Source organism: Zoogloea dura (genome assembly GCF_012927165.1).
Classification (GTDB): domain Bacteria; phylum Pseudomonadota; class Gammaproteobacteria; order Burkholderiales; family Rhodocyclaceae; genus Zoogloea; species Zoogloea dura.
Map to the genome: position 1 here is coordinate 66,826 of NZ_JABBGA010000016.1, position 21,582 is coordinate 88,407.

At 69.8% G+C, this 21,582-nt stretch carries 15 protein-coding genes; 4 read left to right on the plus strand and 11 right to left on the minus strand.

Annotated elements, in window-relative coordinates; translation table 11 throughout:
• Positions 1-10 precede the first annotated feature (10 nt).
• Together HHL15_RS17645 and HHL15_RS17650 are read left to right on the plus strand one after the other, a co-directional pair.
• The gene (locus HHL15_RS17645) at positions 11-1,654 is read left to right on the plus strand and encodes a DUF1302 domain-containing protein (protein ID WP_235943467.1); all 1,644 of its coding nucleotides are present in this window, start codon (positions 11-13) and stop codon (positions 1,652-1,654) included.
• A gap of 32 nt (positions 1,655-1,686) precedes the next feature.
• Positions 1,687-3,042, plus strand: coding sequence for a DUF1329 domain-containing protein (locus tag HHL15_RS17650; RefSeq protein ID WP_169147120.1), 1,356 nt, complete (start codon positions 1,687-1,689; stop codon positions 3,040-3,042).
• A 155-nt stretch (positions 3,043-3,197) separates the two neighbouring features.
• Here HHL15_RS17650 and pdxR read toward each other — a convergent pair whose 3' ends face one another.
• A complete protein-coding gene (gene pdxR, locus HHL15_RS17655) occupies positions 3,198-4,694 on the minus strand; it encodes a MocR-like pyridoxine biosynthesis transcription factor PdxR (protein WP_169147121.1) in 1,497 nt (498 codons plus the stop codon).
• A 144-nt stretch (positions 4,695-4,838) separates the two neighbouring features.
• On the opposite strand from pdxR, the gene HHL15_RS17660 reads away from it, so the two are divergent.
• Both HHL15_RS17660 and HHL15_RS17665 read left to right on the plus strand, forming a co-directional pair.
• Positions 4,839-6,110, plus strand: coding sequence for a benzoate/H(+) symporter BenE family transporter (locus tag HHL15_RS17660; RefSeq protein ID WP_169147122.1), 1,272 nt, complete (start codon positions 4,839-4,841; stop codon positions 6,108-6,110).
• A 189-nt stretch (positions 6,111-6,299) separates the two neighbouring features.
• Positions 6,300-8,570, plus strand: coding sequence for a hybrid sensor histidine kinase/response regulator (locus tag HHL15_RS17665; RefSeq protein ID WP_169147123.1), 2,271 nt, complete (start codon positions 6,300-6,302; stop codon positions 8,568-8,570).
• On the opposite strand, the gene HHL15_RS17670 is transcribed toward HHL15_RS17665, so the two are convergent.
• Genes HHL15_RS17670 through epsF form a run of 10 tightly spaced genes read right to left on the minus strand, consistent with a single transcriptional unit; the run spans position 8,532 to position 21,575 of the window.
• On the minus strand, positions 8,532-10,511 hold the full coding sequence (locus HHL15_RS17670; protein WP_169147124.1) for an alginate lyase family protein: 1,980 nt from the start codon (positions 10,509-10,511) through the stop codon (positions 8,532-8,534). The genes HHL15_RS17665 and HHL15_RS17670 overlap by 39 nt on opposite strands.
• Positions 10,499-11,911, minus strand: a complete 1,413-nt coding sequence (locus HHL15_RS17675) for a phenylacetate--CoA ligase family protein (RefSeq protein ID WP_169147125.1) — start codon at positions 11,909-11,911, stop codon at positions 10,499-10,501. Before HHL15_RS17675 ends, HHL15_RS17670 begins: the two co-directional genes overlap by 13 nt.
• Positions 11,908-13,008: a glycosyltransferase family 4 protein gene (locus HHL15_RS17680; RefSeq protein ID WP_169147126.1), complete on the minus strand. Its 1,101-nt coding sequence runs from the start codon at positions 13,006-13,008 to the stop codon at positions 11,908-11,910. Before HHL15_RS17680 ends, HHL15_RS17675 begins: the two co-directional genes overlap by 4 nt.
• The gene (locus tag HHL15_RS17685; RefSeq protein WP_169147127.1) at positions 12,998-14,452 is read right to left on the minus strand and encodes a phenylacetate--CoA ligase family protein; all 1,455 of its coding nucleotides are present in this window, start codon (positions 14,450-14,452) and stop codon (positions 12,998-13,000) included. The genes HHL15_RS17680 and HHL15_RS17685 overlap by 11 nt, the downstream gene beginning before the upstream one ends.
• Before the next feature lie 17 nt (positions 14,453-14,469).
• Entirely contained in the window at positions 14,470-15,201 is a 732-nt protein-coding gene (locus HHL15_RS17690) for a WecB/TagA/CpsF family glycosyltransferase (protein ID WP_206198839.1), read from the minus strand.
• Positions 15,202-15,218: 17 nt separating this feature from the next.
• Positions 15,219-16,808 (minus strand): glucosamine inositolphosphorylceramide transferase family protein, encoded by a 1,590-nt coding sequence (locus HHL15_RS17695; protein WP_169147128.1) that lies wholly within the window; start codon positions 16,806-16,808, stop codon positions 15,219-15,221.
• Positions 16,805-18,046, minus strand: coding sequence for a hypothetical protein (locus HHL15_RS17700; RefSeq protein ID WP_169147129.1), 1,242 nt, complete (start codon positions 18,044-18,046; stop codon positions 16,805-16,807). The genes HHL15_RS17695 and HHL15_RS17700 overlap by 4 nt, the downstream gene beginning before the upstream one ends.
• A gap of 8 nt (positions 18,047-18,054) precedes the next feature.
• Positions 18,055-19,293 (minus strand): O-antigen ligase family protein, encoded by a 1,239-nt coding sequence (locus HHL15_RS17705; protein ID WP_169147130.1) that lies wholly within the window; start codon positions 19,291-19,293, stop codon positions 18,055-18,057.
• Positions 19,293-20,186, minus strand: a complete 894-nt coding sequence (locus HHL15_RS17710; protein ID WP_169147131.1) for a cellulose synthase operon protein YhjQ/BcsQ — start codon at positions 20,184-20,186, stop codon at positions 19,293-19,295. Before HHL15_RS17710 ends, HHL15_RS17705 begins: the two co-directional genes overlap by 1 nt.
• A 9-nt stretch (positions 20,187-20,195) precedes the next feature.
• On the minus strand, positions 20,196-21,575 hold the full coding sequence (gene epsF / locus HHL15_RS17715) for a chain length determinant protein EpsF (RefSeq protein WP_169147132.1): 1,380 nt from the start codon (positions 21,573-21,575) through the stop codon (positions 20,196-20,198).
• Positions 21,576-21,582 lie beyond the last annotated feature (7 nt).

Sequence of the window (21,582 nt, forward strand, 5' to 3'; positions counted from 1 at the left end):
GATGCCGATCATGCACAAGCACGCTCTCAAACATGCCGCCGTGCGGGCCTGCGCCGGGATGGCCTTGGCGGCCCCGGCCTTTGCCTTCAATGTCGATACCGGCTCGTCCGACCTCTCCGTGTCCTGGGACAACACCTTCAAGTACAGCGCCGGCTGGCGCGTGCGCGGAGTGAATCCGGATGTGGCGCCGGCTGGCACCGCCGGCTTCACGCCGCAGATCAACACCAATGACGGTGACCGCAACTTCAGCCGTGGCCTCATCTCGAACCGGCTCGACATCCTGTCCGAGCTGGGCGTCCGCTACAAGCGTGACAGCGGCTTCCGGCTCAGCGCGGCGGCCTGGTATGACGACGTGTACCAGCACGACAACGAGCGCAGCGCTGCGGACGCGCCAGGCCTCAACCAGAGCGGTGCCTACGACCGCTTCAACCGCCACACCCGCATCGCCCACGGCCGCAACGCCGAGCTGCTGGATGCCTTTGCCTACACCCGGCAATCGCTGGGCGACATGAACCTCAACCTGAAGGCGGGGCGCTTCACCCAGCTCTACGGCGAGAGCCTGTTCTTCGGCAACAACGGCATCGCCGGCGCCCAGACCCCGCTGGACCTGGCCCGGGCCCTGTCGGTGCCCAACTCGCAGTTCAAGGAGGTGGCGCGGCCGGTCGGCCAGGTGTCGGCCCAGCTCCAGCTCACACCCGACGTGATCGTCGGGGCCTACTACCAGGGCGAGTGGCGCAAGTCCCGCCTGCCGGCGGCCGGCAGCTATTTCAGCTTTGCCGACTTTGTCGATGACGGCGGCGAAATCCTGTACACCCCCTATGGGCCGGCCTTGCGCGGGCGGGACATCGAGCCCGGCAATGCAGGGCAGGGCGGGGCGCAGGTCCGCTTCCGCAGCGGCGACACCGAGTACGGCCTGTATGCCGCCACCTTCCACGAGAAGCTGCCCCAGTTCTATGCCCGCCTCAATGCCGGCCCGGCCGGGGTGGTGCCGGTGGATTACGTGATGGTCTACGGCCGCAACATCCGTACCGTGGGCGGCAGCTTCAGCACCCTGGTGGGCGACGCCAACGTGGCCGGCGAGATTTCCTACCGGACCAACATGCCGCTGGTGGCGGCGGGCAGCTTCGTCTTCCCGATCAACGACCCGGCGGCGGACGGGGGCAGCAACGCCCGCTTCCCGAAGGGCGACACCTTGCACATGAACCTGTCGACAATCAGCGTGCTGGGGGCCAACGCCCTGTGGGACGGCGCGTCCTTCGTGGGCGAGTTCGCCTTCAACCGCCGCCTGCGGGTCACCGACAACCCGGCGGCGCTGGACCCTAACGCCACCCGGGACGCCGGGGCGATCCAGTTCGTGTTCACCCCGGAGTACTTCCAGGTGCTGCCGGAAACCGATCTGCAGATCCCGATCGGTGTGAGCTACGGCCTGTTTGGCCGCTCGTCGGTGAATGGCGTGCTGTTCCCCGCGGAGAACGGCGGCAGCCTGAGCGTCGGGGCCAAGGCGGTGTACCAGAAGGCCTGGCATGTCAGCCTCAACTACACCCACTACGTCGGCACGGCCGGATCGGTCGCCACACCGGCCGGCCTCAACTCCTACCAGAACTTCCACGGTGACCGCGACTTCGTGTCGCTGTCGGTGCAGCGCGCCTTCTGATCGCCCATCAGCCCCCAAAGAGGAATCCCAACATGAAGAGCACAACAATAGCCTGCATGGCCCTGGCCAGCCTGATCGCGCACGTGCAGCCGGTGTCCGCCGCGGTGTCGGCGGAAGAGGCGGCCCGTCTGAAGACCACCCTGACCCCCCTCGGCGGCGACAAGGCCGGCAACAAGGACGGCAGCATCCCGGCGTGGACCGGTGGCCACACCGCCAAGCCGGGCGGCCCGCGCGTCGGCGACATCCCGGTGAGCCTGTTCCCGGGCGAGAAGCCGCTGCTGCAGATTTCATCCGCGAACATCGCCCAGCATGCCGACAAGCTGTCCGAGGGCACGGTGGCCTTGCTGAAGAAGTATCCCGACAGCTTCCGGGTCAATGTCTTCCCTACCCATCGCAGCGCGGTGGCGCCCCAGTATGTGTATGACAACACCTTCCGGAACGCCACCAGCTGCAGGACGGAGGAGGGCGGCCTGTCGGTGGACGGCTGCTTCGGCGGGATCCCGTTCCCGATCCCGAAGAGCGGCATCGAGGTGATCTGGAACTACATCCTGCGCATCGAACCGGAATCGGTGGAGTTCGGCTCGAAGAACATCGTCGGCACCTCCAACGGGGCGCACACGGTGGCCACCCGGACCGACAGCTTCTTCCAGCACCCCTACTACTACAAGGAGGGGAGCGCCAAGGGCTGGTCCGGCGAGTACTTCATCCAGCGCTTCAACACCACCGCGCCGCCGTTCAAGGCCGGGGAGTCGCTGGTCCTGCGCGACAGCATCAACGCCAAGGCGCCGCGCCAGGCCTGGCAGTACCTGCTGGGGCAGCGGCGGGTCCGGCGGGCGCCGACGGTGGCCTACGACACGCCCGACTTCGTGTCGTCGGGGGCCAACTACTTCGACGAGGTGATGGGCTACATGGGCCACCCCGACCGCTTCGACTGGAAGCTGGTGGGCAAGCGCGAGATGTATATCCCCTACAACAACAACGAGCTGGTCACCGCCAAGGAATCCGAGGCCTTCGACAAGTTCCACCTCAATTCCTCCCGGCTGCGCTGGGAGCTGCACCGGGTGTGGGAGGTGGAGGCGACGGTGGTGTCCGGCAAGCGGCATGCGGTGCCCAAGCGCAAGTACTACTTCGACGAGGACACCTGGCTGCTGGTGCTGGTGGATGGCTATGACGCCGAGGGCAAGCTGTGGCGCACGTCCGTCGTGCCGACCTTCTTCGTGCCGGCGGTACCGGCGGTGCTGGCCAAGCCGGTGACCATCCACAACCTGCAGGCCGGCACCATGAGCACCGTCCAGGGCCTGTTCCAGGACGAGCTGTACCGGGTGGTGCCGCGCAAGAACGAGTCCTTCTTCACCGGCGACGCCGCCGCGGCCGACGCCGACCGCTGATCCGTCCCCGAAGGCCGGTGCCCCGCGTCGCCGGCCTTCTCCAACCGCCCGGCGAACGCAACTTCCTCCCCGCCGGTCGGTGTTTGTCCCCATCGCATGTTCCCGTGCGATGGGGTTTTTTCATGGGGGCCGGGCTGCGCCGGAGGGCCCTGCGATCAGTTCCTGAGCGCCCTGGCGAGCGCGAGGGCTGCCGTCTCGATCTCCTGTCCCGTCAGGCAGGCGTAGCCCAGCAACCAGCCGGGCTGCTTGTCTTCCCCCAGGTACAGCCGGCTCAAGCCGGGCAGATGCACGCCGACGCCCGCCGCCTGCCGGATGGTCTTCGCTTCGGACCAGCCCGGCTTCAGGAAGCACGGGATCTGCATTCCACCCGGCGGCCGCAGGGGGGTGACGATCCCGCCGAGGCAGGTGTCGAGGGCGTCGAGCATGAGGGCCTGGCGCGCCGCGTAGAGCTTGCGCATGGCGCGGACATGGGCGTTGTAATGGCCGTCACCCATGAAGCGCGCCAGGGTGAGCTGGAGCGTTTGCGGGGTATGCCCGTCGAGGATGCTTCTGGCGCGGGTGAAGGCGTCGACGAGTTGCGGCGGGAGCGCCATGTATCCCAGGCGCAGGCCAGGGTAGAGGGTCTTGCCGAAGGTGCCGACGTAGAGTGTTCTTTGATGCCTGTCCAGGCCCTGGACGCAGGCGGTGGGCAGGCCGTCGTAGTGAAACTCGCTGTCGTAGTCGTCCTCGATGATCCAGCTGCCGGTCCGGGCTGCCCAGTTGATCAGGTCGAGCCTGCGCTCCAGTGACAGGGTGACCCCGGTGGGGTACTGGTGGGACGGCGTCACATAGACGCAGCTGGCACCGCTGCGATCCGCCCACAGCTGGTCCGTCAGGATGCCCTTCGTATCCACCCCGATGGGGACGACCCTGGCCTCGGCGGATTCGAATGCCTTCTTCGCTCCGAAGTAGCCCGGGTTCTCCATCAGGATCGGCTTGCCGGCATCCACCAGCAGCTGGGCGCACAGGAACAAGGCCTGCCGGGTGCTGCTGAGCACCAGGATCTGCCCGGGCGAGACCTTGGCCCCCCGCTCGAGATTCAGGTAGGTGGCGATTTCCTGGCGCAGCGGTTCGGCGCCTTGCGGATCACCGTGCAGGAGCACCTGGCCGCGGTGGTCCTTGAGCACCTGACGCTGCAGGCGCTCCCACACATCGGTGGGAAATGTGCGGGTCTCGGGCAGGCCCGTGGCGAAGGCCTTGATGACCGTCTGGTCGGACACCCCGCCACTGTCGAGAATGGCCCGGCCGCGCCGGCTCAGGCCGCTGGCGGGCCCGCCAGCCTCGCGCTTCGGGAGCCGGGCCCTGGGGCGTCGCAGCCCGGCTCCGCGCAGCTCGGCGCCCATCGTCTCCGGTACGTAGCTGCCGGAGCCTTTGCGCCGGATCAGGAAGCCATCGCGCTGCAGTTGCACGTAGGCGTTCTCGACGGTGTCGCGGGCCACGCCCAGCGATGTGGCCAGGCTGCGGGTGGCGGGGAGCCTCACGCCAGGCGGCAGGGCGCCGTCGAGGATCAGGGCGCGCAGGGCGCGCTGGATGCGCTGGTGCAGGTCCAGGCGCTGGAGGTCGGCGTCGTTCAGGCGCATCTTCAGCGTGTCGAGTTCAAGCGCGGTCTTCATGGGGTCTGCTCATCCCTGGTCATGGCGGGGATGATAAGTGGTCTGCTTGGTGTTCGTGAAGTGCCATATCGTGACAGTCCAGTCCGGCGGTATAAAAGTGCCTTCGACATCCGTGCATCGCACTTCACAGGGAAGCCTCAAGCCATGTCCTCTTCAAGCGCTCCGCCAGCCATCCGGTTTCGCGACCTGGTCCACCCGGTTGTGGCCGGCCTCATCTCGGTGATCGTCAACTACGGCGGCACCTTCATCCTGGTCTTCCAGGCCGCGAGGGTGGCGGGCCTCGATCCGGCGCTGACGGCCTCATGGGTGTGGTCGATCTCGATCGGGGTGGGGGTGACGGGGCTGATGCTCAGCTGGATGGCGCGTGAGCCGATCATCACGGCGTGGTCCACGCCGGCGGCGGCCTTCCTGGTCACGGCGCTGGCCACCACGTCCTACGCCGAGGCGGTGGGGGCATACATGATCTCGGCGGCCGCCTTTGTGGTGCTGGGCCTGTCGGGCTGCTTCGAGCGGCTCATCCGCCTGATTCCCCCGGGCGTGGCCGCCGGGCTGCTGGCCGGCATCCTGTTGCAGTTCGGCATCGGCGCCTTCGGCGGGGTGAGCATCGACCCCTTGCTGGCGGGGCTGCTGGTCGTCGCCTACGCTGTGCTCAAGCGCTTCAGCGCACGCTATGCGGTGGTGGGTATCCTGGTGCTGGGGCTGGCCTTCCTGCTTGTGCAGGGGCGCGTGGACCTGTCGGGACTGCAACTGCAGCTTGCCGCGCCGGTGCTCACCGTGCCGGTGTTCTCGCTGAACGCCCTGCTCAGCGTGGCCTTGCCGCTGTTCCTGATCACCCTGACCGGCCAATACATGCCCGGCATGCTGGTGCTGCGCAATGACGGCTTCAGGACCAGCGCCAACCCGATCCTGACCATCACCGGGCTGGGCTCCCTGCTGATGGCGCCCTTCGGCTCCCACGCGTTCAACATCGCCGCGATCACGGCGGCCATCTGTACCGGCAGAGAGGCCCACGAGGATGCCTCCAAGCGCTGGGTGGCGGGTATCGCTGCCGGCCTCTCCTACATCCTCGTCGGCGTTTTCGGCGTGACGCTCGCCGCGGTCTTCATGGCCTTCCCGGCGACCTTCATCACCACGCTGGCCGGGCTGGCTCTGCTGGGCACGATAGGCGGCAGCCTTGCCAATGCCATGGCGGATCCGAAATCCCGGGAAGCTGCGCTGATCACTTTCCTGGCCGCTGCTGCCAATATCAAGTTGCTGGGTATCGGTGGAGCCTTCTGGGGGCTCTTGATCGGCCTCGCCGCCTATGCCGTGCTGAATGGCCGTCTGCCGGAGCGCCGGCCGGCTCACCCGGGACGTGGGGAGACCGTGTCCGGATCTCCTCCCGTAGAGGCGGTCGGGGCGACGCCGGGCCCATGAAAAATACCCCCACGCTCCCCGCTGCGCGGCTCGCTGCCCCCCGCGGGGGCGTTTTTCATCTTGGGACGGCCCAGCGATGAAAAAACATCGAGGGGTGGCCCAAGATCTGCCCACCGGGGTCGTTACAAGGGACTGGAGCGATGTCGGCGGCCCTCGCCGAGCATCTCCCTGCAAGTTCGAGGCCCCGGGATGGATGTCACCGCAACGTCGAAGCCTGCAAGAGCGTCCAGCCTCGTTCTGGCCGTTGTGTTCTTCAACGCGCTGGTCTTCCTGCTGGCCGGGGAGGCTCTGTATTACAGCCAGCGCCAGTACGAACAGCAGGCCACCCAGGCGGTCCAGAATCTGGCGCAGTCCCTCGAGGCCAGCGTCAGCGGGATCTTCGACAAGGTGGACCTGGCCGTCCATGCGGTGGCCCGGGAGGCCGAGCGGCAGCGCGCGGCCGGGCCCGTCCGCAAGGAGGCTGTCGACGCCTACATCGAGGGAGTGCACCGCCTGGTGCCCGAGGTCACCGCCTTGCGCGTCTCGGATGCGGAAGGCCGGGTGCTGTACGGAACGGACACCGCAGGAAACGAGGTGATCCAGATCGCCGATCGGGATTATTTCCGGGACCTGGTGGGTGCGCCGGCAGACGCGGCGGTGCTGTCCAGGCCGCTGCTGGGGCGCATCAGCGGCAAGTGGGTGATCGTCCTGGCCCGGCGCGTCAATGGGCCGGATGGCCGCTTTGCCGGGGTGGCGCTGGGCATCCTGTCCCTCGAATACTTCTCGCGCCTGTTCGCCGCCCTGGATGTGGGTGAGCGCGGCGTGATCTCCATGCGCGATGCGGATATGGCGCTGATCGTGCGCATCCCCGAGCACGAGGGGATAGGCCGCTCGGTGGGCAACCGGGTGGTCTCGAAGCAGACCCGCGACAATATCCAGGCGAACCCGCGGGCCGGCACCTACGAGACCGTGGTGACCCTGGACAGCATTCGCCGCCGCATGGCGTACCGCAAGGTATCCGGGCATGCCCTCTACCTCTTCGTCGGGCAGGCCGCCTCCGATTACCTGGAGCCGTGGCGCAAGGAGGCCGTGGTGATCGTCTCGCTGGCCCTGATGTTCACCCTGCTGACCTTCTTTTCGGCGGTGATGGTGTGGCGTCGCCGCCAGGCCGAGTCTGCCGTCCGCGAGGCCCTGCTGCGGCGCCAGGACCGGCTGGAGTCGCTGGTCGAGGAGCGCACCCGCGACCTGACCGCCGCCAAGGAGGTGGCCGAGGCCGCCAGCCGGGCCAAGAGCAGCTTCCTGGCCAACATGAGTCACGAGCTGCGGACGCCGATCAGCGCCATCATCGGGATGAGCAACCTGGCCCTGCGGGAGGCCGGCGGGAGTCGCTTCAGTACGCAGCTGCTGCGGATCAGCCAGACCTCGCGACATCTCCTCGGCGTGATCAACGACATCCTCGACCTGTCCAAGATCGAGGCGGAGCGGCTGGTCCTGGAGCACGCGGACTTCCGCCTCGGTGGCGTGCTGGACAGCGTCTTCGGCCTGCTCGGGCACAAGGCCGAGGAGAAGGGCCTGCAGCTCCTGCGGGAGGTGCCCGAGGTGCTGGCGACGCGCAGCTTCAGGGGCGACGCCATGCGCCTCGAGCAGGTCCTGCTCAATCTGGTCGGCAACGGGATCAAGTTCACCGATACGGGCCGGGTGGTGGTCCGCATGCGGCTGGAGACGGACTCCGCGGAATCGAGCGTGCTGCACTGCGAGGTGGAGGACACCGGCATCGGCATCCACGAGGCGGACCAGGCGCGGTTGTTCAGGCCCTTCGAGCAGGCTGACAGTTCGATGACGCGGAAGTACGGCGGAACCGGCCTGGGCCTCGCCATCACCCAGCGGCTGATCGCCCTGATGGGCGGCGCGATCAGCCTGCGCAGCGAGCCGGGCGTGGGGACGCGTTTTGCGTTCACGGTGGTGCTGCAGCCGGTGGCCGCCCCCGAGGGGCCGGAGGCGGAGCGCCCGCCGCCGAATGCAGGGGCCGAGGACATGCTGCGGCTGCGCTTCGGCGGCCGGCGCGTGCTGGTGGTGGAGGACGAGCCGGTGAACCGGGAGGTCTCCCGCGACCTGCTGACCCAGGCCGGGCTGCGCGTCGACGTGGCCGAGGACGGCATGTGTGCCGTCGACAGGGCCCGCGCCGCGCCATACGACCTGATCCTGATGGACATGCAGATGCCCCGCCTCAACGGTATCGACGCCACCATCGCCATCCGCGGCCTCGAAGGCTATGCCCGGGTGCCCATCCTGGCGATGACCGCCAACGCCTTTGAGGAGGATCGCCAGGCCTGCCTGGCGGCCGGCATGAACGACCATATTGCCAAGCCGGTGGAGCCGCCGGTCCTGTTCGACCGGCTCCTGAAATGGCTCACTGAGGCGGGCGCCAGCCCGGGGCTGCCCTCAGAGCCGCCGGAAGCGGGTTTCGAGGGGCCTGGCTGAGTCGCCACGGGCCTGCCAGATCACCGTGGTGCTGACGCTGCGCTGATCGTAAGCCCGCGACACCCAGCCCGCAAAGGGGGCTTCCAAGCCCCGCAGGATGCGGATGTCGCCGTCCGGCGGCAGCGTCATGAGGAGGCGCACCCCATCGTTGCTGATCTCCAGTCCACCCTCCACCTGGCGCACCGCGCAGGCTTCGGCAAAGTGCCAGTGCAGGGCGGGGGCCTGCCCGCTGTCGGCCAGCACTTCGTCGCGCACCTGGAGCAGGCCACCGGCCTTGTCCAGGTGCCAGCCGCGGCGGTGCACCGGCCGGCCGGGCAGGCGGCGATAGCCGTCGTGCTCCGCCACCAGGGTGTCGGCCTCCGCCGAGGATGAGGACTCGAGCAGCGTGGTCCGGTACTTGCGCACCCACATGAATTTGCCGCCGCTGATGGCCTGATCCTCGCCGGCGAGGCTCAGTGTGTTGTGCATCGCCGTGCCGCGGAAGCCGTCGCGCCAGCTGCGCGGGCCGTGGTAGGTGCCGGTGCCCGGGTCCACCAGGAATTCCCGGCCGGCCAGCGAGAGGGTGAAGGACAGGGCGTCGGCATGGCCGTGGGCGGCGATGCCGCCGAGGCCGAGGGGCGCCGCATCGACCACCACGCGGATCTCGTCCGGGGTGTCGAGGGCTGCGCCGAGCACGTGGATGCCGCCGCCGGGAAAGGCCGTCCGCCGGGTGGCCGGGGCGGCTTCCTGCAGCAAGGTGTCGAAGGCGCCTTGGGCGGAGGCACCCAGCAGCCAGTGGCTGCGCAGGTCCAGCTGCCCGGCCTTGCGGGCCAGGTCGGCCCGCCGGAACAGCACCGCGCCGGTTGCGAGCTGGCTGCGGAAAGGGCAGCCCGCGGCGCCCAGCGACAGCCCGGAGGCGAGCCCGTCGTCGGCGTCGCCGAACATCGGCACATGGCCGCCCACATCCATGATGCCGGCCACGTACTCGAGCATGGCTTCCATGCGCTGATCGAAGGCGGGCGTGAAGTCCCGCCCGGCGGCCCGCGCGGCCAGGCGGGCGAAGAGCAGGAAGTCCCAGACGAATTGCTGGTAGGAGGTGGCCTGTTCCAGGTTGACGCCGTCAACGGAGTTCTGGCGCAGGATCTCCCGCTCCAGGCCGCGCCGCGCTGCGGCTTCCCAGGCGGCGGCCTCGGGCCAGCACGGCCAGGTGATGCTGGCCACGAACAGGCCGGCCAGCTCGCCGATCAGGTGATTGTTGGCCGACGAATGCAGGGACCGATGGCTGCGGATGAAGCCGGCGTGGCGCCAGACGCTGTCGAGCCAGCGGCGGCGCAGCATGTCGCCGGCCGGGCCGGCGAACAGCGGGGAGTCCGCGCCGCCGATGATCTGCCACACGGTGGCCCAGTTGATCAGGCGGATGCCGGCCTCGAGGGCGCTGGCCCAGTTGGGGCCCAGCGGATAGGGGCATTGGGCGAACCAGCTGTCCAGCAGGGCGCCGATGGCGTCCAGGTAGGCACGCTCTCCGGTGGCCCGCCAGGCCTGGGCCAGGAGCACCAGCTCCAGGTGGCGGTTGGGTTCCCACAGGTACTTGATGTCGCCGCTGGCCGAGGTGTCGCGGAAGGCCATGGTCTTGCCGAAGACCATCGGCAGCAGGGCGCCGTTGTCCGGGTTGCGGTTCCATTCCGGCGGGAAGCCCAGTTCCAGCGGGCCGCGGGCGAAGATCCGCCAGACCCCGCTAAGGACTTCGTCGGCCCGTGCCACCACGGCGGCCGGGTAGTCGACGGAGGCCTCCGGCAGCCAGGCAGGGCCGCGCGCGGCGGCATCGGCGGGGGGCACCGGCGACGGCTCGCGGCGGCGCTCCAGGGCGTGGCTGGCGGTATTGGCGGTGCGCCCGACAATCTCGGCGAGGCTCATGCAGCGCAGGCGGTTCCAGTACCAGCCGACCCGGGTCAGACCTGCCATGGTGACTCCCGGCGTTGTGCTTCCATCTTCAGGTGACTCACGATCTGGCGGAATTTGCCGTTGCGGGTGCGCTCGATACCGGGCACCCGTTCGAGTTCGATGCGGACCTCGCGGCCCAGGCGCTCCTGCGCCCGGGTGAGCAGCAGTTGCCCGGTGCGCGCGGTGAAGTCGGGGCCGGCGACGATGCGGATGCGCACGTAGTCCAGGCGTTCCTGGACGACCTGGGCCTCGATCAGCCCGGGCAGCCCGGAGAAAATCCAGTCGAGCATCACCACGTGGGTCCCGTCCGGCGTGCGGATCGCGTCGTCGACGCGCCCCAGCACCCGCTCGACGACCCGGAAGCTGCGGCCGCAGGGGCATTGGTAATCGGGGTCGGCCGGCACCACCATGTCGTCCGCGCGGTAGCGCAGCAGCGGCATGCACTGGTTGCCGAAGCCGGTGCCGATGAGATTGGCGGTGCCGTCGCCGTTGTCCTCGAACTCGACCAGGCCGTAGTCCTCCATCACGTGGTAATTGCCATGCTCGCAGGTGCCGATGGCGGCGACCCGCTCGAAGGCGCCATACCAGTCGAAGACCGGGCAGCCGAAGCGTTCCGAGATGATCCGCCGGTCTTCCGGGGAGAGCGTCTCGGACGAGGTCACGATGCCCTTCAGCGCGCGGCCGCGGTAGCGCTCGTCCAGGTCCTCGAGCAGGCGCGCCAGGAAGCTCACCGAGGAGGGGTAGGCCTGCAGCATCACCGGATCGAACTCGGCCAGCGCATCCAGGTAGGCCATGCCGTTGTCGCGGTTGAGGTGGTAGGACGACAGCATCAGCATGTTGTCGTGGCGGTTGATCCGCCACAGGGGCCCGCCCGTCTGACGGCGCGGAATGATCGGGTCGCCGCGCAGCCAGGCGCGGCGGTCGCCGGGGCGGTAGCCGGCCCAGGTGGCCTGGCGGTCCACGAAGGCCTGCTCGAAAGCGATCGACGTGCGGTCGCGCCAGCCGGGCATGGCCCGCCCGGTGGTGCCGCTGGTGGAGCCCTTGAAGCGCGGCCACGGGGCATTCCCGGCGAGCATCGCCGTGCCGGCTTCGATCACCTCCGGCTTGGTCAGGACGGGCAGCTGGCGCAAGTCTTCGAGGCTGCGCCAGCCTGACGGGTCGATGTTCAGGCGGCCGAACAGTGCCCGGTAGTACGGGACGTGGCGGGCCGCGTGGCTGGCAAGCTGGCGCATCTGCTCGAGCTGCCAGGTTTCCCAGGTGCTGCGCGGCAGCCACTGGCTGACCGAGATCTCGCCAGCGACCCGGTGCAGGGCCCGGCGCCCGGTGACCAGCCGGCGCAGTCCGGCCTGCAGGCTCAGGAGCTGCTCCTGCAGGCCTACCGGCGCATTCTGGTAGAGGGCGGAACGACAGGACAGGATCATGCGCGCCGTTCTCCGCGGCCGCCGGCGTGTGCCTCGAGGCATTGCCAGGCTTCCTCCAGGAGGCCGCGGACCCGCTCGACACCGAAGCCGGCCAGCACCCGCGCCTGGCCGGTGGCGCCCATGCGCCGGGCGCCTGCCGGGTCGTCGAGCAGCACGGCCAGGGCGCGGGCCAGGTCGGCCTCGTCGTCGGGGGCGTGGAGGATGCCGTTGTCGCCCTCGCTCACCACCTGGGGAATGCCGCCGACACGGCTGGCCACTACCGGCAGCCCGGCGGCCTGGGCCTCGAGCAGGGCCATTGGCAGGCCCTCGAAGCGGGACGGCAGCACGAAGACCCCGGCGCGGGCCAGGCAGCCCGCCTTGGCGTCGCCGGCAACCCAGCCGGGGAGCTCGATCAGGTCGGCCACGCCGGCCGCTGCGGCGGCCTGGCGGACAGCGCCTTGGTCGCCTTCGCCGGCAAGCACGGCGCGCAGGCCGGGGTGGCTTGCGCGCAGGCGGGCGAGGGCCTTGAGCAGCACGAAGACGCCCTTGTCCGCCTCGAGGCGGCCCAGGAACAGCAGGGTCTGCGGCTCGCGCACGATGCCGGCGGGCAGGCGGGCCGGCAGCACCGGGTTGGGCAGCACGCGGATGTCGGGGTGGCCGACCTCGCGGCGCAGCCACTCCGCCCAGCTGTCGGAGAGCACGAAGACGATCCGGGCGCCGCGCAGGGTGCGGCGCAGCCAGGCTTTCTCGAGGGGTGAGCAGCCTGCGTGGTAGCGGTCGAAGGCGCCGCCGTGGAGGTGGAACACATAGGGCTTGCCGGCCAGCCGGGCGAGGGCCAGGAACAGGCTCTTGCGGCGGAAGCTGGCATTCGAGGCGGAGTGAGCGTGCACCGCGCCGACCTGCCCGCCGAGGAGCAGGCCGATGAAGCGCAGCAGGGCCAGGCCCAGGGCACCCAGCTTGTGCAGGGTGCTGCCATCCACGTAGGTGGCCAGCAGCCTGACCGGCCGTCCGCCGAACAGCCCGGCGTCCTGCCACACCCGCAGCACCGAGGCAATGCCGCCGCGGGCGCCGCTGTCGGGGCCGAGCATGACCAGGGCAGCGTGTTGATCAGACGGCACGCGGAGCCTCCCCGGCGGTGGTGACGGGCTGCGCATCGGCCCCGATGTGCTGGATCATCAGGCGGCGCTTGCCGCGCGCCGTGCGGGGAATGTGGCTGACCACCTCGAGGGTCGGCTCGACGCAGCCCAGCAGCTTGACCCGGAAGTAGTTGTCGAGCACGGCCAGCACGTGGTCGGGCAGCGGGGTGGCGGATTGCAGGCGCACCACCAGCTGGCCCGGGGTGAATTGTTCGTACTGGCTGGCCTCCACGTGCAGGAACTCGGGCGGGCGCAGGCCACCCAGGGACGCCACGGGAATGCGGCGGCCGTCGGCCCCCACGAAGAAGTCATTGTTGCGGCCGTCGATCCGTTCCAGGACCCGGTAGCCGGGCAGCTGGGGATGTTCCGGGCCGTCCGACCAGGCGGCCAGGTCGCCGGTGCGATAGCGGATGAAGGGCATCACCCGGTTGTCGAAGCCGGTGGCCACCACCTCGCCCTGGATGCCGGCCTCGGTGATGGGCTGGCCGTTCTCGTCGATCAGTTCGACGTGGCCATACAGCGGCCACACGAAGTAGCGGTGGTCGTCGGGCATCGAGCCGGCCATCACGGCACGCTCGGAGTGGCCGTAGTGCACCAGCACCGGGCAGTCGAAGACCTTCTCGATCAGCGCGATCATGTCCGGCTCGGCGCTCTCGGAGAACAGCTGCACGCCGCGGATGGCGTCGGAGAAGCGCGCATCCGGGTTGAAGTCCAGCCAGCGGGCGAGTTCATAGACCGCCGAGGAGTAGCCCTGGATGAAGCTCACCTTGTGCGCGATGGCCGCCTCCACATGGCGCGCCATATAGGTGTCGCCGAGGTGGTTGGGGCTGATCCACAGCATCCGCTTGATCGGCTCGTAGCTCCACAGGGGGCCGCTGTCGGCGGCCGAGCCGCGCACGTTGCGGCCGCGCAGCGACAGCACCACGTCCTTGCGGGTCAGGCCGATGCGCTGGCTGTAGGCTTCGATGTAGGCGTTCTCCTTGGCGCGGGAGACCCCCTTGTGCAGGAAGAAGCGGAAGGGCTCGGCCACCGAGCCGCTGGTCTGCATCGGCAGCCGTTCAGCCGGCGTGCAGCCGCTGGACAGGTAGTCCTGGGGGGCCCGTTTGTAGTCCAGCTTGGTCATCAGCGGAAACAGGGCGAGCCATTCCTCGGCCGGCATGTCGGTCAGCAGCTGGGCGGCGATGGCGGCATAGGCCGGCACCGTCTGTGCCGCCCACTGCAGGGTTTCGCGCAGGCGCGCCTCGCCGAGGCTGCGTAGCTCCTCCGGGCGATCCAGGCCGGCCTCCTGCCGGTAGCGGGGGTAGTCCCGGCCATGGCGGAGGGTGTCCGGCAGGAGTCCATACACCCGGCCCAGCGGTTCCTTGATCCATTGCGGCGCGTCCATGTAGCGCTTGAGCCAGCGGTAGCCCCAGTCTTCCAGTCCCATATGTGATCCCGTTGTGCTCAGCGTTTGATCCATTCGCGGGCGAACAGCGCCACGAAAGCCATGTCGTCGATGAAGTAGCGGCGGAACATCCGGCGCGGTTCCTGCAGGAAGCGGTAGAACCACTCCAGGCCGGCTTTCTGCATCCATAGCGGGGCGCGCCTGACACGGCCGGTGGCCACATCGAAGGTGCCGCCCACGCCCATTGCAAAGGGTACCTTCATGGCGTCCTGGTGGCGGGCCAGGAAGGCTTCCTTCTTGGGCGAGCTGATGGCCACAAAGAGGATGTCCGGGCGGGTCTCGCCGATGGCGGCGGCAACCTCGGCCTCCTCCTCGGGGCGCCAGTAGCCGTTGCGGTAGCCGGCCACCACCAGGCCCGGGTAGCGCGCCGGGTAGATCTGGGCGACCCGGCTGACCACTTCCTCCCGGGCGCCGAGCAGGAAGACCCGCCAGCCCTTGTCGGCCGAGCGCTTCATCAGGGACTCGAACAGGTCGACCCCGGTGACCCGTTCCTTGAGCGGCTTGCCCAGCAGGCGCGAGGCCCACACCACGGGCATCCCGTCAGCGTTGATCAGGTCGCAGCCGTTGATGATCTGGCGCAGCTCGCCGTCCCGGTTGGCCTTGACGATCTTGTCCACATTCACGACCACGTGCTGGTGAGGCTTGCCGGAATGGATGAAGCCCTCGATCACGCCCAGGGTTTCTTCCATGTCCAGGTTGTCCACTTCACAACCCATCATCTGAATTCTCATCGTGAGGTCTCTTGTTGTCATTTGTCTTGGCGCCGGTGGCTGGCTTCGTGCAAGGTCGCACGACGCAACGCGGCAGCGGGTTGAGACAGGCGGGAACGCCGGATCAGGAAGTCGAAGGCGGTCAGGCCTGCTTCATGGCTCAGGGTGTGAATGCAGGCGATGCCGGGGAGCCAGCCCGGGTCGATGCGTCTTTCGGTGCTTTCCACGTATTCCGTCGGGGTCAGCCGCTCGATGCGGCGGAGCACCAGGGCATGGCCGTATTCCGGCACGCAGACCTGGGCCGGCCGCAGCAGCCGGCCGCCGTGGCGGAACAGCGGGCCGGCCGGGCGCGCCACGCGGGCGTCGGACACCACCGGGTTGGCGGCGTGGGGCTCCCACGGGCCCAGCGGGGAAGGCGCGTGGAAGGCATGCAGTTCGTCGTGCTTGTCGGCGCCGGGCTCGCTGACGTTGCCCAGCAGCCACCAGCGGCCGCCATGGGCGAACACGGTTGCGTCCACCAGGTCGATGCCGGTGAGCAGGTCCACCGCCTTCTCCCAGCGGTCCGGCATGCCGGTGCAGCGATACAGTTCGACGGTCCGGTTGGAGCCGCTTTCCGGGACCATCCAGAGCGCGCCTTCCCACCAGAACAGGAAGGGGTAGGACAGGTGCCAAGGACGGGCCATCACCGGCACCGGCTGTTCCCAGCTGCCGTCCGGATACACCCGGATGGCCTTGAGGGTGCCCCGCCCTTCGGCGTAGATCACTTCTTCGATGAACACCCACCAGCCCCGGTCGGCCGCCGGCCAGACCATCGGGTCGGCCCAGAAGCGGTCGGACGGCGGCAGGATCAGGCGGGCCTGGGCCGGGTCGAGGCAGACCTCGTTGCCGAAGGCCAGGGCGATGCCCCACTGGTCGCGCGACACGGCCTTGCGGAGGGCTCGCCGGGCGGTGTGGCGGAGCATCGCGCCGAGGCGGCTGGAGGCGCCGGTCGAGGCCGTCGGGGCGGTGCAGGGAAGGGGGGCGCGCGCCGTCGCCGGATTGCCGCCGCGGGCCAGGCGCAGCAGGGCGCGGCGCAGCATGCCCATGCCTTTGGCGATGGCGCGGTGGCGGTTGCGGCGGATCGAGAAGTTGCAGGCGGCGCCCAAGGAGGCGTCGAGGGTCTCGCCGCTGCGCAGCGCGCGCAGCCGGATGGTGGTGGTGTCCGAGCCCTGGACCACCGGCCGGGCGCCGGCCAGCGGGTGGATGGCCGGTAGGCCGTCCAGCTCCAGGGACCATTGGTGGGACGGGCCGCCGCACAGGCCATCGGCGCCCTGCCGGAGATCCAGCAGCACGTCGCAGTGCAGGTCGGCCAGCCAGGTCTGGGCCTGGGCGGCGCTGGGGTCGGCCTGGCGCCAGACCGGCAGCCCCTCGGCGCCCTGCAGCGGGCCATGGCGGAACAGGGAGGCGCCGCGGTCGAACAGCAGGCCGTCGATGCGTTCGGCGAGGTCGGGGCCGGGCAGGGCCTGCTGGCTGCGCAGCACCCCCACCAGGCGCAGTTCGTCGGCCGCCGCGCAGAGCTTCAGCAGGCGGCCGATCCAGGCTGGCAGGGGGCCGTCGGGCAGGTAGATGGCGAACCGCAGGGGCGTCATGCGAATACCTCAGGAGCCCGGCGCAGCACGGCCCGGCGCAGCAGCAGGTTGCGGAACAGGGTGGCGCCCAGCAGCACGCCGAACAGGCCCTGGACGGCCACGGCGCCGCGCGGCAGCAGCACCATCACGCCGGTGCAGGCCGCTGCGAAGAGGGCTAGGGAGGCCAGGTTCACCTGCAGCGGCAGGCGTGTCTCCTCGATGGTCTGCAGGTAGTTGGCTTCGGGCAGGACCAGCTGGCCGACGTAGAAGCTGGCCAGCTGCAGCATGAAGATCAGGCTGGCTCCGGCCAGGCTGAGGTCGGGCCGTTCGCCCCAGCTGGCCATTCCGGTCCAGGCAAGCGCAGCCACCACGGTGAGGCCGCTGTTCACCCGGAAGAGGCTGCGCCGCAGCGCCTCCAGCAAGGCCCTGGCTTCCGCCGCGCCCTGCTGCCGCAGTGCCCGCGCCAGGGCTGGCAGGGCGTTGAAGCTGAGGGCGCGCGGGAACAGCAGGAGCACGCTGGTCAGGCTGCCGATGAGGGCCACCAGGCCGCCGTAGCGTTCGCCGGCGAGCTGTACCGTGAGCGGCACCAGGATCATCGACATGCCGCCGCTGACCAGGTTGAGCGTGGCCTGCTCGGCGGCGGTGCGGGCACTGCCGCGGGGCAGGGCCGCAGGGTTGCCCGCGGCGTTGCCCGCGGCGCGGCTGCGCAGGGCCAGCAGCACCAGGCCGGCCAGCCCGAGCAGGGCGGTGGGCAGGGCGAAGGCGGCGTAGGCCATCACCGGCTGCCGTGCGCCCAGGCCCAGCAGCCCGGCGCCGAGCGCGGCGACAAGCAGCGTTTCCAGCACCAGCAGGATGCGGTAGTGGCCGAGGGCCAGGCCGAAATGGCGGATCAGGGTGTAGGCCGTCCAGCCGGCCAGCAGCAGGGCCGTCCAGCCGGGCTCGAAGACCCAGCCGAGGCTGGCCAGCAGAGGCAGGGGCAGGCAGGCCAGCAGGGTGAACAGCAGGGCGCCGCGGGCCAGGCCGAACATCACCGGGGCGACCTGGCCCGGCGCGGCCACCGGTACCCGGGCCAGCACCAGGGCCGACCAGCCGACCGCCGAGAAGAGGCCCAGCATCATGGCGATGGACAGATCATTGGCGAAGCGCCCCAAGGCTTCGGTGCCGCAGGCCAGCTGCACCAGGGCCAGGTGCACCAGGCGCTGGCCACCGGGGGCGGCGGTGACGGCGAGCACCTCGAAGCGGCGCAGCAGCTGTGTCATGCGCGGGCTCATCGTGCTGCCTCCGCGGCGGCGCGGCTGCGCATCCAGGCATCGGCGGCGGCGAGCAGGGCGAGGGGCATCAGCAGGCTGGCCTGGGGGCGGAACATGATGCCGTTGCTGAAGGCGGTGGAGGCTACCAGGGCTGCCAGCAGCGGCGCCGCCACGCCGGGCGGGAAGAGGCGCGCCCACAGGGCGAGCAGGCCGAGCACGCAGCCCAGGCCGATCACGCCCTGCTGGTTGAGCAGGCGGATGAAGTCGTTGTGGGAGTCCTTGGCGCTCCACCACCACACTTCCGAGACGATCCAGTCGGAGCCCTCGCCGTGGCCGAAGAGCCATTCGAGCAGGTTGCTGCCGGCCAGGATGTCCCACTTTTCGGCCCACATCGAGACCCGCCCGGAGGACAGCTCCACCATCTCGTCCCAGGTGGGGATGTGCACCAGGCCTAACAGCAGCGGCACGAAGGCGATGGCGAGTCCCAGCGCCAGTGCCACGAACAGCACGATGGGCAGCAGGCGCCAGCGCTGCAGCCCGTACACCAGTCCGAAGGCGGCGGCGGCCACCATGGAGGTGCGGACCCCCCAGCCGATGAAGACCAGCACGAAGGAGCAGACCATCAGCGCCAGCAGCAGGCGCCGGCCCATGTGGCCCGCCTCGAACATGTAGAGCGACAGGCCGGCGCACACCACCATCAGGTAGGAGCTGGTGTGCAGCGAGGCAAAATAGACCGGCCAATACACCTCGCCACCCCGGTTCAGGGCGGGTGGGAAGAAGACCAGCCCGAACACCACGCCCAGCCACACCAGGCCCAGGGTGCTGCGCATGAGCTGGATCACCAGTGCCGCTTGCCGCTCGAAGATCCGCAGCAGGACCACCGACATGAGCAGGGGGGTGACGATCTTCAGGTACTCGAAGACCGCGGTGCCGAGGTTCATCCCGGTCAGCACCTCGGTGAGGATGAAGCTCACCAGCCCGAGGGGCACGCCCACCAGCACCAGCGGGCTGCGGCGCAGGATCTCGTCGGCGTAGGTGATGAGGCCGATCAGGATGGTGCCGAGCATGGAGGCATCGGCGAGCCGGTTGTAGATCGATTCGCTGTGCGGGTCCACCACCGGCTGGACCAGCATGAAGGCCACCGCCAGCTTGAGCCACAGGCTGCCGAACAGGGCGATCGCCAGCCCGCGGGCGACCCGGAGATCCGGGGCCTGGGGCGTGCAGGCTGCAGGAGGGGCGCAGAGGGCGGCGTTCATCAGAAGTCCAGCAGCACCCCGCCGGCCACCGTCACCCCGGCTTCGCGCAGGCTGTTGGCGAAGAGGCCGAGTGCCTTGCTGGCCGTGTGATGACGCCGTGCGACGATGACGGCGCTGCCGCAGGCGGCGGCCACCAGCCTGGCGTCGGCGCCGATCTGGTCGGCCGGTGTATCGACGATGACCATCTCGAAATGCTCCCGGGCCAGCGCCAGTTCGGTGGCGAAGGCGGGGCGCGCCAGTAGCTCCTGGGGGTTGGGCGGCAGGTTGCCGGCCGGCAGCACGGCGAGGCGGGCCAGCCGCGGATGGGCGGCTATGCCGGGGCCCGCGCTGCGCTCGGCCAGGCGGGCGGCCAGGCCGTTGCCGGTGCCGATCCGGAAGAGTTCATGCTGGCGGGGATTGCGCAGGTCGGCGTCCACCAGCAGGGTCTGTTCGCCGAGCTGGGAGAAGGCCACCGCGAGGTTGGCGGCCAGCCAGCTGCGGCCTTCGCCCCGTTCGAGCCCGACGATCGCCACGGTGCGTCGGGCCGGGCTGGCCAGGCGCTGCAGCACGAGCTGGCTGCGCAGCTGGCGCAGGGCTTCGACCCGCGGCGACTGCGGCGCGAAGGCGGCCACCAGCTCGGGGGCCACGCCGGCGTCGCCAGGCGACAGCACCGGGTAGTCGAACTGGCGGGCGAGGGCGGCGCGGACGTCGTCCTGACTGACCAGGCCGAGGGCCACGGCCGTCTCGCCGAAGGGCAGGCCGCTCTGCTTCTGGTGTTCGGCCACCCGGCCGGCGGCATCGGGAGACAGGCGTCCGGCGGCGATCAGCAGCTGGCCGATGACCGGCAGCGGGGCGTGGGGTGGAACGTGGGGCGGGAGGTGGGCAGAAGGGCCCGCGAAGTTGAGTTTGTCCATGGTCCTTGCTCAGGCGCGTCGCAGGAAGGAGAGGCGGCCAGGCGCGGTGGCCGGCTGGGCGGGCGGGGCGCTGATCTCGACCACCCAGGCCACGCCGAGGGTGTCGGCCAGGTCGGCGCCGGCCCGCACGCGGCGGTCGAGCAGCTCGCACACGATGGTGATGGCCATGCCGAGCAGGCCGCCGATGGCGATGGCCAGGCCGAGGTTGAGCATCAGCTTGGGGCTGGAGGCCTCGGTGGGGGCCACGGCGGTGGACAGCAGGGCCACGTTGCCCTGGCGCGACTTGCTTTCCAGGCTGGTCTGGGTGAGGCGGGCCATGACCAGGTCGTAGGCCTTCTGGGCGCTGTCCACCTCGCGCTGCAGCAGGAGCATTTCGTCGCGTTGTTGCTTCAGCTCCAGGACCCGCTGCTTCTGGCTGTCCAGGCGTTGCCGCAGGTCGCCTTCGCGGGCCTGGTTGATGCGGTTGTTGGTGCCGACAACGGCCGCCACCTGGCCGCTCTCCTGGCGCAGGCGGGCCCGCAGGGACTCCACCTCGCCCTGCACGCGCTGGTACTGCGGGTGGTTCTCGCCCAGGTAGCCGGACAGCTCGTTGAGCTTGGCCTCCTGGCGGGCCAGGTCCACCTTGAGGGCCTGGATCAGGGGATTGCTGGCGATCTCGTTCATGCCGCCGCCCTGGCGCTGGCGGGAGCTGGTGTCGGAGCTCTGGGCCTGGGCGGCGGTGAACTGGGTGGACAGCTCAGTGAGGCGGGCGCTCTCCAGGTCGACCTTTTCGTCGCCGACCAGGCCGTGTTCGCGCTGGAAGTCGGACAGGCGGGCCTGGGCCTGTTCCAGATTGTTGCGTAGCACCTTGGTGTGCTCGTCGAACCAGGCGGCGTACTCGCGGGCCGGTTCGACCTTGAGCTGCAGGTCGGTCTCCAGGTAGGCGCGGGCCAGCGCGTTGGCGTACTCGGCGGCGAAGGCCGGGTTGTCGCTGGTGACGGTGAGGGTGAGGACGTTGCTTTCGTGGGACGGGCTGACCTTGACCGACTTCTTGAGGCGGCCGGCGATCCAGCGCGCGGCATCGCCCTGGCCACCGGCGGCCTTCTGCCATTTCTCGGCCCACGGCGCCTTGCCGGCCAGGCCGAGCAGGGTCACGGCGCGGGCACCGACCCGCTCGCTGTCGATGATGTCGGCCTGGGTGGCGAGGAAACCGGGGGTGGTGAAGCCGCTGCCGTGCTGGGCCGACAGGGGGTCGCTGCCACGCGGTTCGACGACGACTTCGGCCTGCGCAGAATACTGCTTGGGCAGGAGCAGGCTGACCGCCAGGGCGAGCAGTACGACCGCCGCCCAGACCCCGCCGAGCAGCACGCGGCGGGCCTTGAGCACCGCCAGGAGTTGATTGAATCCCATATGTACC